Below are 10978 nucleotides of genomic sequence, written 5' to 3' on the forward strand. Positions count from 1 at the left end.
CGGCTCGCCGAGGCCGTACGCCGCCTGGTCGACGCCACGGCCCGTCCCACCGAGGCCGTCGACGACCAGATCGCGGTCGAGCGCGGTGGCGTCACCCGGTTCATCCGCCGCGCGGACGTGCGGTTCGTCGAGGCGCAGGGCGACTACGCGCGCCTCCACACCGCAGCTGACAGCCACCTGCTCCGGGCCCCACTCACGACGCTCGCGGACGAGTGGGCGGGCGCCGGGTTCGTGCGGATCCACCGCTCGCTGCTGGTCAACCTCGCGCACGTCCGCGAGGTCCGCATGGACGAGGGCCGCTGCACGGTCATGGTCGGCGACGTGCCGCTCCAGGTCAGCCGTCGCCACACCCGCGAGCTGCGCGAGCTCCTCACCCGTCGCACTCCACGGAGCTAGCGCGCATGGACGAGCAGCCGCCGCAGCGGGTCCGGGTCACCGGGCCCGACCGTCGCACGGCCCGGCGCCCTCCGCTCCCCCGGACGCGGGAGATCGACGCAGCGAGCCCCGTCGGCGAGATCTACCTCGGCTCACTGCTACGCGAGCAGCTCCGCCTGGCCGTGCTGGTGCTGGCCATCCTCTTCGGGGTGCTCGGCAGCGTGCCGCTGCTCTTCCACCTGTGGCCCGACCTGGCGGCGCACCGCACGCTCGGCGTACCCGTGGCGTGGTGGGTGCTCGGGGTCCTCGCCTATCCGTTCCTGCTCGCGCTCGGATGGTTCTACGTGCGGCGGGCGGAGCGCAACGAGGCGGACTTCGCCGCGCTCGTGAGTGCGTCGACGGAGGAGTTGTGAGCGGCGCTCCGGGCATCGTCGCGGTCTTCCTGGTCTCGGCGGCGACGCTGGCGATCGGCACCTGGGGGCTCCGCTTCTCCCGCACGACGAGCGACTTCTACGTCGCCTCACGGACGGTCCGTCCCGGCCTCAACGCGAGCGCGATCGGTGGTGAGTACCTCTCGGCCGCGTCGTTCCTCGGCGTGGCCGGACTGGTCCTCGTCTTCGGCGCGGACATGCTCTGGTATCCCGTCGGCTGGACCGCCGGCTACCTCGTCCTGCTCGTCCTGGTCGCGGCGCCGTTGCGCCGCTCGGGCGCCTACACGCTCCCCGACTTCGCCGAGGCGCGCACCGGCTCGCGTCGGGTCCGCGGGCTCTGCTCAGCGATGGTCGTGGGCATCGGCTGGCTCTACCTGCTCCCCCAGTTCCAGGGCGCAGGCGTCACCCTGGCGGCCACCACGGGTGCACCGCAGTGGGTCGGCCCCATCGTCGTCGCGGTCGTCGTGCTCGCCAACGTCAGCTCCGGCGGCATGCGGTCGATCACCTTCGTGCAGGCCTTCCAGTACTGGCTCAAGCTGGCCGCACTGCTGCTCCCCGCTGCCGTGCTCGTTGCGGTCTGGATGGGCGACGGCCGCCCCGGCGCCGCTCCGATCTCCGACAGCGCCTGGAGCCTTCCCCTGGCTGACGGCGGCGGCATCGGCCTCTACACGACCTGGTCGCTGATCCTCGCGACGTTCCTCGGCACGATGGGTCTCCCGCACGTCGTCGTGCGCTTCTACACCAACCCCGACGGCCGCGCCGCCCGGCGTACGACGCTCTTCGTGCTCGCCCTGCTCGGCCTCTTCTACGTGCTCCCACCGGTCTACGCCGCTCTCGGACGCGTCTACGCCGGCGACCTCGCGGCGTCGGGCCGCGGCGACACGGTGGTCCTCGAGCTCCCCTCACTGATGCTGTCCGGGATGGGTGCCGACCTGCTGACCGGACTGGTGACGGCAGGAGCCTTCGCTGCCTTCCTGTCGACGTCGTCGGGGTTGTCGATCGCCGTCGCGGGCGTCCTCAGCCAGGACGTCACCGGCCGTCTGGTCCGCCGCGCGGGGTCGCAGGTGACCGCCTTCCGGCTCGGCGCGGTGCTGGCGGTGGTGGTGCCTGCTGCAGCGGCGCTCGTCGCGCCGGACGTGGCCGTCGCCCGCGTCGTCGGGCTCGCCTTCGCTGTCGCCGCGTCGACCTTCGCGCCCCTGCTCCTCCTCGGCATCTGGTGGCGCGGCCTGACTGCTGCCGGTGCCCTGGCCGGCCTCCTGGTGGGCGGGGTCGGCTCGGTCACGAGCACCGTCTGGACGCTGGCCGACGCGTCCTACGGCGGCTGGGTCGACGCCTTGCTCGGCCAGCCCGCGGCATGGTCGGTGCCGCTCGCCTGCCTGACGATGGTGGTCGTCTCGCGCGCCACCGCCGCCACGGTCCCCGCGCACACCCGGCGGTTCCTGGTCCGCCTGCACACCCCCGAGGCTGTCGAGCTCGACCGCGGCTGACTCCCCGGGGCTCCGGACGTCATGGGAGTTGGCCGCTGGAACGACCACCTCCCATGACGTTGCCGCTCAGCGCATGAGCCGCGCGACGAACGGGACCGAGTCGGGCAGCGAGGCGAGCATCGTGCCGCTGTGATCGGTCGGGTACGTCCGGAACGTCACCGGCTGGCGGTTGAGGGTCAGGACCGCGACGTAGGGAAGCGTGGCAACGATCGGCACGTCGGTGTCGAGGAGGCCATGGCCCATGAAGAACGGCTTGTCGAAGCCGGACTCCGGCATCGCCATGTACTCCCTGAGCGTGCTCGCATAACCGGGCATCAGTGCCAGCGGCCGGTTGAACCAGTCGCCGACGTTCGCTCCGGCGACGGCCTTCTCCAGGTCCATGACGCACAGGCGCTTCGCCTTCTCCACGAACTCTCGACCGGTGGGCGTGAGGGCCTTGCCGATCCCCAGCGCGGGCCGGGCGTACTCCAGCGACGCCATGATGTAGGCGACGTACGACGTGATCCCCTGGGGCAGCGCGGGGACCGGCGGAACCTTCGGGCCGAGCGCCAGCAGGAGCTTCTCGATGTTGGCCGGGGTCCCGGTGCCGACCGCGCCCCGGTAGGAGAGTGCCGTGCCGCTGTACTGCGTGGCGTAGCGGGCGGTGTAGATCGAGGCACCGCCACCCTGCGACTGGCCGATCGTGACCCACTTGCGCGCCAGCCGCATGCTCGCGGGGAGGCGTGAGGAGGCGAAACCGCGGCCCGCGGTCACCATGTCGACGATGTTGTGCGCCGCCGTCTTGCCGTCGAGGTAGGCGTGGAGCCCGGGCGTCCCCAGACCGGCGTAGTCGCTGGCGACGATCGCGTAACCCTGCTTCATCCAGGTGCCCAGATAGGCGAAGTCGCGCTCCGGCAGGGACGGGCCGGTGCGGGAGGGGGCGCAGGCATCGGCGATGCCCGACGTCCCGTGGGCCCACGAGACCACGGGCCAACCGCCCACGGGGGCAGTGCCGCGCGGGATGAAGACGGTGCCGGTCGAGTACGCCTTCTGCCCGAAGGTGTTCGACGTGACGTAGGTGAGCTTGTACGCCGCGCGCGTGCCCGGGATCCAGCGGCTCGTGGGGAGCTGCTCGACCTTGACCACGGCACCGCGCGGACGGGTGATGGTGTCGGCGTTCGCCGTGGGGAGATGGAGGGTCACGACGGTCATCGCGCCGGCGATGACGGCCACGAGGCGCTTCAGCATGAGGGGCTCCTTTGTCTTGTACAGTCGTACAACGACGCCTGTCTGGGAAGGTTACGTCCATGGCTGACCGTCGCGAAGAGCTGCTCGAGCTGCTCACCGACCACGTGCAGCAGCACGGGCTCGAGGGCGCGTCGATCCGCACCCTCGCCACAGCGGCAGGCGTCGCCCACAACACCCTGACCCACCACTTCGGGTCGCGCACCGAGCTGCTCGCCGCCGTCTTCGAACGCCTGTCGTCCCGGATCCCGACCGGCCCCGCGCCCACCGTCGACACCGCCCCGACGGAGCGGCTCCGGGCGACCTGGGCCGCACTCCTGACCCATCCGCAGGTGTCCACCTGGCCGGTCTTCTACGAGGTGCTCAGCGTCGCCCTCCGGTCGCCGGAGGAGCACCGGACCTACCTGACACGGGTCTCGGAGGGGTGGACAGCACCGTTGGCCGCCGAGCTGGTCGCAGCCGGACGGTCCCAGCGCGACGCACTCGCCTCCGCGACCTTCGTCGTCGCCGCCGTGCGCGGACTGGTCATCGACGCGCTGTGCGGCGGGGACCGCGAGCGGATCGAGGACGCGCTGGCACTCCTCGCCGACTTCGTCGACGACCTGACTCGCTAGCCAGCCCCGCTCGCCCGACGACCGCTCGTCGCGGCGTACCGACCGCTCGCCGCAGCGCGGCGTCCATCGAGCGCACGGACCGGCCAGAGGGCTCCCGGACCGGATGTGACCGTGGCCACAGTGACGACATCAGCCCCGTCACCCCGTGACCTGTCACGAAAGGCCCCGCCATGAGCAGCCCCGTCCACGAGCAGGCGGACCGGCACGACCCGGTCTACGACCGGCTCCACGCGACGCCGGAGTTCGCCGAGCTCCGCTCGCGCTACCGCGGCTTCGCCTTCCCGGCGACCGTCGCGTTCCTCGTCTGGTACCTGCTGTACGTCGTCCTCTCCAACTGGGCCGGCGACCTCATGTCGACCAAGCTCGTCGGCAACATCAACGTCGCCCTCGTCTTCGGCCTGCTGCAGTTCGCCACGACGTTCGGCCTCGCGTGGCTCTACTCGCGCTTCAGCACGGCGAAGCTGGACCCGCTCGCCGCCGAGCTGAACCGTCGCTACGAGGAGGAGCGCTGACATGGACCACCAGCTCCTCACCACGATCCTCTTCCTCGCGGTCGTCGGCCTGACGGTCGGCATCACCATCCGCGCCAGCCGTACGTCGTCCGGTGCGAGCGACCACTACGCGGGCGGCCGCTCGTTCTCGGGCTTCCAGAACGGCCTCGCGATCGGCGGCGACTACATGTCGGCCGCGTCGTTCCTCGGCATCTCCGGCGCCATCGCGCTCTACGGCTACGACGGCTTCCTCTACTCGATCGGCTTCCTCGTCGCCTGGCTCGTCGCCCTGCTGCTCGTTGCCGAGGTGCTCCGCAACTCCGGCCGCTACACGATGGCCGACCAGCTCGCGTACCGGATGAAGCAGCGCCCGGTCCGCACCGCGGCCGCCACCTCCACGGTGGTCGTGTCGATCTTCTACCTGCTGGCGCAGATGGTCGGCGCGGGCGCGCTGGTGACCCTGCTCCTCGGCATCGACTCCGGCATGGTCAAGAACCTCACGATCGTCGCGGTCGGCGCGCTGATGATCTTCTACGTCACCGTCGGCGGCATGAAGGGCACCACCTGGGTCCAGATCGTCAAGGCCGTCCTGCTGATGACCGGCTCGGCGCTGATCGTCGTGCTCGTGCTGGCGAAGTTCCAGTTCAACCTCTCCGACCTGCTCGGCACCGCGGCCTCGCAGTCCGGCCACGGCAGCGCCTTCCTCGAGCCCGGCCTGAAGTACGGCGTCACCACGACGTCCAAGATCGACTTCCTGTCGCTCGGCATCGCGCTCGTCCTCGGCACCGCCGGCCTGCCGCACATCCTGACCCGCTTCTACACCGTGCCCACCTCGAAGGACGCGCGGAAGTCGGTGCTCTGGGCGATCGGCCTGATCGGCGCCTTCTACCTCTTCACGCTGGTCCTCGGCTTCGGTGCCGCGGCCCTGCTGAAGGGTGACGAGATGGCGGAGGTCAAGTCCTCCGGCGGCAACCTGGCCTCCCCGCTCCTCGCCGAGGCCGTCGGTGGCGGCGCCGGTACGACGGGCGGCGCGATCCTGCTCGCCCTGATCGCCGCGGTCGCCTTCGCGACGATCCTGGCGGTCGTCGCGGGCCTCACCCTGACCTCCAGCGTCAGCGTGGCGCACGACCTCTACAACTCGGTCTGGCGCAAGGGCCAGGCGACCGAGAAGGAGGAGCTGCGGGTCAGCCGCTACGCCGCGGCCGGCATCGGCCTCGTCGCGATCCTGCTCGCGATCCCGGCGCAGAAGCTCAACATCGCCTTCCTCGTGGCCCTCGCCTTCGCAGTCGCCGCGTCGGCGAACCTGCCGGCGATCGTCTACAACATGTTCTGGAAGCGCTTCAACACCCGCGGCGCCGTCTGGAGCATCTACGGCGGCCTGATCTCCGCGGTCGGCCTGGTGATCTTCTCGCCGGTCGTCTCGGGCAAGGGCGTCGACGCCACCGGCAAGAACCTCTCGCTGCTCCCCACGAGCATCGACATCTCCTGGTTCCCGCTGGAGAACCCCGGCATCGTCTCGATCCCGCTGGGCTTCTTCCTCGGCTGGCTCGGCTCGGTCACCTCGAAGGAGCCGGCAGCGCAGGAGCGCTACACGGAGCTCGAGGTCCGCGCGCTCACCGGCGCCGGTGCCGAGGGTGCCGTCCAGCACTGAGAACCCCGGGGGCTGCGACTGCAACGTGGTCGCAGCCCCCGGTCCACCATCGTGGACCGACCCCTCTGTGGCCCGGACCACATTCCCCCTAGGCTTCGAGAACAAAGGACCGACACCCGCGATGACCACCGGAGCGACCATGTCCGACGAGACCCTGTCCAACCTCCTGCACGAGAAGCGCACGTTCGCGCCGCCGGCCTCTCTGGTGGCTGCCGCCAACGTGACGCAGGCCGACTACGACGAGGCCGCCGCCGACCGCCTCGGCTTCTGGGCCAAGCAGGCGCAGCGGCTGACCTGGGCCGAGCCGTTCACCGAGGTCCTCGACGACTCCAACCCGCCGTTCTACCGGTGGTTCGCCGACGGCAAGCTCAACGCGGCGTACAACTGCGTCGACCGGCACGTCGAGGCCGGCAACGGCGACAAGGTCGCGCTCCACTGGGTCGGCGAGCCGCTCGACGACACCCGCGACCTGACCTACGCCGACCTGCAGCGCGAGGTCTCCAAGGCCGCCAACGCCTACGAGTCCCTCGGCGTCAGCGCCGGCGACTGCGTCGCGATCTACATGCCGATGATCCCCGAGGCGATCGTCGCGATGCTGGCCGCGGCGCGGATCGGCGCGATCCACACGGTCGTCTTCGGCGGCTTCTCCGCGGAGGCACTCGCCGCCCGCGTCGAGGACTGCGGGGCCAAGCTGATCGTCACCTCCGACGGCGGCTACCGCCGCGGCTCGGCGTCCGCGCTCAAGCCGGCCGTCGACGACGCGCTCGTCAAGCTCGGCAACGGCCAGGTCGAGAACGTCCTCGTCGTACGCCGCACGGGCCAGGACGTCGCCTGGAACGACGGCGTCGACCACTGGTGGCACGAGACCGTCGACACCGCGTCGGACCAGCACACCCCCGAGGCGTTCGAGGCGGAGCACCCGCTCTACGTCATGTACACCTCCGGCACGACCGGCAAGCCCAAGGGCATCAAGCACACGACCGGCGGCTACCTCACCCAGGCGGCCTACACGCACTGGGCGCAGTTCGACCTGAAGCCGGAGACGGACGTCTACTGGTGCACGGCGGACATCGGCTGGGTCACCGGCCACAGCTACATCGTCTACGGCCCGCTGGCCAACGGCGCGACGCAGGTGCTCTACGAAGGCACGCCGGACGCCCCGGAGCGCGGCCGCTGGTGGAAGATCATCCAGGACTACAAGGTCTCGCTCTTCTACACCGCCCCCACGGCGATCCGGTCGTTCATGAAGCAGGGCGACACGGTGCCCGCGTCGCACGACCTGAGCTCGCTGCGTGTCATCGGCTCGGTCGGCGAGCCGATCAATCCCGAGGCCTATGTCTGGTACCGCACCGTCATCGGCGGCTCCGGCAACGGCGGCGAGGGCACCCCGATCATCGACACCTGGTGGCAGACGGAGACCGGCGCGACGATGATGACGCCGCTCCCGGGCGTCACCGCCGGCAAGCCCGGCTCGGCGATGCTCGCCGTCCCCGGCGTCGAGGTCGACGTCGTCAACGACGAGGGTGTCCCGGTCGGCGACGGCCAGGGTGGCTACCTCGTCGTCACCTCCCCGTGGCCGTCGATGCTGCGCACGATCTGGGGCGACGACGAGCGCTACGTCGACACCTACTGGTCGCGCTTCAAGGACCAGGGCTACTACTTCGCCGGCGACGGCGCGAAGAAGGACGAGGACGGCGACATCTGGGTCCTCGGCCGCGTCGACGACGTCATGAACGTCTCGGGCCACCGCCTCTCCACCACCGAGATCGAGTCGGCGCTGGTGTCGCACCCGATGGTCGCCGAGGCGGCGGTCGTCGGAGCGACCGACCCCGACACGGGCCAGGCGCCGGTCGCCTACGTCATCCTGCGCGAGTCCGCGGGTGACGGAGGCGCCGACATCGCCAAGGTGCTCTCGGACCACGTGCGCTCCGAGATCGGCCCGATCGCGAAGCCGCGCCAGATCATGGTCGTGCAGGAGCTGCCCAAGACGCGCTCCGGCAAGATCATGCGCCGCCTGCTCCGCGACGTCGCCGAGAACCGCGCCGTCGGCGACACCACCACCCTCGCGGACGCCGGGATCATGGACCTGATCGCCGCCGGCCAGGCGACCTCCACCGAGGACTGACCCTTCCCCTCACGCGTCCGAACCCGGGTTCTGGTCTGCCGGAACCCGGGTTTTGGCGCGTCGGGTCCCCGGGTCGCGGTCCGTTGAGTCCCGGGTCGTGGCCCGTTCAGTCGCGGGTTTCGGCGCCCCTGCGAGACGCAGATCTCATTACCTTGGACGCGTTGTCTCGTTAGGTCTTCGTCCGCAGGCTGCGTATGGAGGAGAGACATGAGTGCAGCAGCATCACTGGCCCACCAGCTCGGCGCCGAGCCGCCCGCCGGCCTCACCCTGTCCGAGGCCGACACCGAGCAGCTCGCCGAGCTGATCAAGGAGGCCCGTCGTGCGCAGGGCGAGGAGCTCGAGGCCTCGCTGCACAAGGCGCTCGAGATCGTCCCGCGTCCGCTGCGCGGCACCGTGCGCAAGGTGGTCGGCCTGTGAGCACCACCGAGACCCGCGTCGAGATCACGCGCCTGGCCTCCCTGCTCGGCTGCTCCGAGGACGCGCTGGAGATGCTCGCCGAACAGCCGGCCGGCGTACTGAAGGAGCTGCGCGACAGGCTGACCGACCGCCTCTTCGACGCCAACCGCGACATCCTCCTGGGTCTGGCCCGTACGACGAAGATCGTGCCCGGTGCGGTCGCCGCGAAGATCGCGACGGCGGCGTTCCCGCCGCAGCTCGCCGCCCGCGTCGCCGGCGTCATGGAGACCGACGCTGCGGTCTCGCTGGCCAGTCGAGTGCCGGTGACCTTCCTCGCCGACCTCGCTCCGAAGCTCGACCCCCGCCGCGTCACCTCGATCCTCCACCAGCTCCCGCCGCAGCTCCTCGTCGACGCGGGCGAGCTGCTGGGTGAGCGTGGCGAGTACATCGCGATGGCCGACTTCGTCGCGGTGCTGCCGCTGGAGCAGATCGGACGCACGCTCGGGGTCCTCTCCGACGAGGCGCTGATCCGCACCGGCCAGGTGATCGAGGACCCGGCCCGCCTCGCCGCGATCCTCGAGCTGATCACCGCCGAGCGTCTCCCGGGCATCGCCGAGACCGTCGGACGGCTCGAGGCGCACGATCTCGTCGAGCGCGCCAGGCCCCACCTCTCCGACGACGGCCGCGAGCGGCTGTCGGAGGCCTTCAAGGCTGTGTTCCGCTGAGGGGTCGCTGAGCTCCTGAGCCGGGGCGACACGCGGGCACCTCCTCCGCCGTGCTGAAGGCACCGCTTTCGGGTACCGGAAGCGCGACCGCGGCAGGTTCCGCGACCGCGCCCGAAGGAGACCCATGAGCACGCCCGGCCTCGACGCCCTCGGCACTGCCCTGCACGCCACGCCCGCCGCCGGACTGGAGGAGCTGTCCGACGAGCTGCTCACCGAGCTCGCCCTCCTGGTCACGACCGCGGAGGAGACCCAGCGACTCGAGCTCCACGCCTCGCTCGACGAGGCACTCGCGGTGGTCCCGCGGCCGGTGCGTGCCGCCGTACGCCGTGCGGTGGGACTGTGACGAGCCTCGACCAGCAGGGCGACTGGTCCGGCTGGCCCGGCTGCTGCGTGTGGACACCGAGCGTCTCGCGATGCTTGCCGAACTGCCGGCGGAGACGCTCCGGGCCTTCCGCGACCAGGTGACCGAGCGGCTCTTCGACGCTGATCGCTCCCAGGTCGCGGGCATCGCCTCAGCGACCGCCCTGCTGCCGGGCGCCATCGCCGCACGGATCGCCGAGGCCGTCTTCCCCGCATCCCTCGCCGCCCGGGTGGCCGGTCTCCTCGGCCCCGCGCAGGCCGCTGACCTCGCCGGACGGCTCACGCCGGCGTACCTCGCGGAGCTCGCTCCCCACCTCGACCCCCGCGAGGCCGGTGCGTTGCTCGCCGGCCTTCCTGTCGACGTGGTCGCTGCGGCAGCGCGTCATCTGGCGCAGGCGCACTACTACCTGGCAATGGCGGACCTGGTCGCAGACATGCCGCTGTCGATGGTCGCCGCGGCTCTGGAGTCCCTCGACGACGCCACCTTGCTGCGCACCGGACTCTGCCTCACCGACCCCGCGCGGCTGGCCGACGTCGTCGAGGTGCTGCCCGACGAACGCCTCGACGGGCTGCTCCGCACCGCCTCCGCGAAGGATGCGTGGGCCGGCCTGCTGCGGGCGCTCCCCCACCTCTCGGACGAGGCCCGGTCGCGGCTGGCGGCCTCTGCCGACGCGCTCGGAGACGGACTCGTGCTCGAGAGCCTGGTGCGTGTGAGCTGAGGGCTGGCTGAAGGCTGGCTGGCAGCCTGGGGACTCTCCATCTGGTGCGTCCACCACGCATCCATTGCGTGCTGCACGCACCAAACCCGACAGCCGGAACGCGACCAGAAATGCACCGACGGCCGCCACCCGGAAGGGCGGCGGCCGTCGGCGTACGAATGGAAGATCAGCGGGCGCGGCGACCCAGGCGCTCGATGTCCATGATCACCACGGAGCGCGGCTCGAGGCGGAGCCAGCCACGCGAGGCGAAGTCGGCGAGCGCCTTGTTGACCGTCTCGCGGGAGGCGCCGACCAGCTGGGCGAGCTCCTCCTGGGTGAGGTCGTGGTGGACGTGGACGCCGTCGTCGGCGGTGCGGCCGAAGCGGTCGGCGAGGTCGAGC

13 protein-coding genes are annotated in these 10978 nt (G+C 71.1%); 11 read left to right on the forward strand and 2 right to left on the reverse strand.

Going from position 1 to position 10978, the window contains the following annotated elements; genetic code table 11:
- The 3 genes from VLF38_RS17130 to VLF38_RS17140 form a co-directional block, all read left to right on the forward strand.
- Positions 1 to 396, forward strand: a 396-nt coding sequence (locus VLF38_RS17130) for a LytTR family DNA-binding domain-containing protein (protein ID WP_325272449.1), incomplete at its 5' end; no start/stop codon positions are given.
- 5 nt (positions 397 to 401) lie between these two features.
- Entirely contained in the window at positions 402 to 788 is a 387-nt protein-coding gene (locus VLF38_RS17135; RefSeq protein ID WP_325272450.1) for a hypothetical protein, read from the forward strand.
- Positions 785 to 2293 (forward strand): cation acetate symporter, encoded by a 1509-nt coding sequence (locus VLF38_RS17140; protein WP_325272451.1) that lies wholly within the window; start codon positions 785 to 787, stop codon positions 2291 to 2293. The genes VLF38_RS17135 and VLF38_RS17140 overlap by 4 nt, the downstream gene beginning before the upstream one ends.
- 66 nt (positions 2294 to 2359) lie before the next feature.
- Here VLF38_RS17140 and VLF38_RS17145 read toward each other — a convergent pair whose 3' ends face one another.
- On the reverse strand, positions 2360 to 3520 hold the full coding sequence (locus VLF38_RS17145) for a lipase family protein (RefSeq protein ID WP_325272452.1): 1161 nt from the start codon (positions 3518 to 3520) through the stop codon (positions 2360 to 2362).
- A 59-nt stretch (positions 3521 to 3579) separates the two neighbouring features.
- Between VLF38_RS17145 and VLF38_RS17150 the strand changes: the two genes are divergently transcribed.
- The 8 genes from VLF38_RS17150 (at position 3580) to VLF38_RS17185 (ending at position 10598) form a co-directional block, all read left to right on the forward strand.
- Positions 3580 to 4131, forward strand: coding sequence for a TetR/AcrR family transcriptional regulator (locus tag VLF38_RS17150; RefSeq protein ID WP_325272453.1), 552 nt, complete (start codon positions 3580 to 3582; stop codon positions 4129 to 4131).
- A gap of 170 nt (positions 4132 to 4301) precedes the next feature.
- Complete coding sequence (locus tag VLF38_RS17155; protein ID WP_325272454.1) at positions 4302 to 4643, forward strand: DUF485 domain-containing protein; 342 nt, start codon at positions 4302 to 4304, stop codon at positions 4641 to 4643.
- A gap of 1 nt (position 4644) precedes the next feature.
- Complete coding sequence (locus VLF38_RS17160) at positions 4645 to 6273, forward strand: cation acetate symporter (protein ID WP_325272455.1); 1629 nt, start codon at positions 4645 to 4647, stop codon at positions 6271 to 6273.
- Between the two features lie 139 nt (positions 6274 to 6412).
- The gene (acs, locus tag VLF38_RS17165; RefSeq protein ID WP_414689421.1) at positions 6413 to 8398 is read left to right on the forward strand and encodes an acetate--CoA ligase; all 1986 of its coding nucleotides are present in this window, start codon (positions 6413 to 6415) and stop codon (positions 8396 to 8398) included.
- A gap of 207 nt (positions 8399 to 8605) precedes the next feature.
- Positions 8606 to 8815 carry a hypothetical protein gene (locus tag VLF38_RS17170; protein WP_325272457.1) on the forward strand — a complete coding sequence of 70 codons (210 nt, stop codon included), beginning with the start codon at positions 8606 to 8608 and terminating at the stop codon, positions 8813 to 8815.
- Complete coding sequence (locus VLF38_RS17175) at positions 8812 to 9519, forward strand: hypothetical protein (protein WP_325272458.1); 708 nt, start codon at positions 8812 to 8814, stop codon at positions 9517 to 9519. Before VLF38_RS17170 ends, VLF38_RS17175 begins: the two co-directional genes overlap by 4 nt.
- A gap of 124 nt (positions 9520 to 9643) precedes the next feature.
- The gene (locus tag VLF38_RS17180) at positions 9644 to 9862 is read left to right on the forward strand and encodes a hypothetical protein (protein ID WP_325272459.1); all 219 of its coding nucleotides are present in this window, start codon (positions 9644 to 9646) and stop codon (positions 9860 to 9862) included.
- A gap of 70 nt (positions 9863 to 9932) precedes the next feature.
- Positions 9933 to 10598, forward strand: a complete 666-nt coding sequence (locus tag VLF38_RS17185) for a hypothetical protein (protein ID WP_325272460.1) — start codon at positions 9933 to 9935, stop codon at positions 10596 to 10598.
- A 166-nt stretch (positions 10599 to 10764) separates the two neighbouring features.
- Here the strand turns inward: VLF38_RS17185 and VLF38_RS17190 are convergent.
- Positions 10765 to 10978, reverse strand: a 214-nt coding sequence (locus tag VLF38_RS17190; protein WP_325272461.1) for a helix-turn-helix domain-containing protein, incomplete at its 5' end; no start/stop codon positions are given.

The organism is Nocardioides sp. (assembly GCF_035481145.1).
Lineage (GTDB): Bacteria > Actinomycetota > Actinomycetes > Propionibacteriales > Nocardioidaceae > Nocardioides.

Bases quoted from the DNA above. Each gene is read 5' to 3' on its own strand.
- VLF38_RS17135 (WP_325272450.1), top strand. From the start codon at position 402: ATGGACGAGCAGCCGCCGCAGCGGGTCCGGGTCACCGGGCCCGACCGT.
- VLF38_RS17145 (WP_325272452.1), bottom strand. From the start codon at position 3,520: ATGCTGAAGCGCCTCGTGGCCGTCATCGCCGGCGCGATGACCGTCGTG.
- VLF38_RS17150 (WP_325272453.1), top strand. From the start codon at position 3,580: ATGGCTGACCGTCGCGAAGAGCTGCTCGAGCTGCTCACCGACCACGTG.
- VLF38_RS17155 (WP_325272454.1), top strand. From the start codon at position 4,302: ATGAGCAGCCCCGTCCACGAGCAGGCGGACCGGCACGACCCGGTCTAC.
- VLF38_RS17160 (WP_325272455.1), top strand. From the start codon at position 4,645: ATGGACCACCAGCTCCTCACCACGATCCTCTTCCTCGCGGTCGTCGGC.
- acs (WP_414689421.1), top strand. From the start codon at position 6,413: ATGTCCGACGAGACCCTGTCCAACCTCCTGCACGAGAAGCGCACGTTC.
- VLF38_RS17170 (WP_325272457.1), top strand. From the start codon at position 8,606: ATGAGTGCAGCAGCATCACTGGCCCACCAGCTCGGCGCCGAGCCGCCC.
- VLF38_RS17180 (WP_325272459.1), top strand. From the start codon at position 9,644: ATGAGCACGCCCGGCCTCGACGCCCTCGGCACTGCCCTGCACGCCACG.
- VLF38_RS17185 (WP_325272460.1), top strand. From the start codon at position 9,933: ATGCTTGCCGAACTGCCGGCGGAGACGCTCCGGGCCTTCCGCGACCAG.